Raw genomic sequence first — 234 nt, 5'->3', positions numbered from 1 at the left:
CCCTACACCCCCCACCCCCGCCGCCGCCCCCTGGTCCACCGGCTCGTCGCCGAGGGCACTCTGCCGCCCAGCCACAGCACCGACGACGGCGTGGGCCTCTTCTACCGCGGCACCGAACTCGTCGAGACCGTCAGCGAGACACCGGGCAGGGGGGCGTACGTCGTCCGGCGCGGGGGGGACCGGGCGGCCGGGGGGCGGGGGGAACGCCGCCTGCTCCGGGCCCCGCGCCCCTGA

General features: G+C 79.1%; 1 pseudogene. It reads left to right on the top strand.

Going from position 1 to position 234, the window contains the following annotated elements:
* Positions 1-234: pseudogene (locus KVT44_RS57220) on the top strand (peptidase E); the annotation flags it as partial.

The organism is Streptomyces sp. GbtcB7, assembly GCF_019091445.1.
Taxonomy (GTDB): domain Bacteria; phylum Actinomycetota; class Actinomycetes; order Streptomycetales; family Streptomycetaceae; genus Streptomyces; species Streptomyces mirabilis.
Note: the sequence above shows the minus strand (reverse complement) of the source record. Positions and strands in the feature narration are given on the sequence as shown.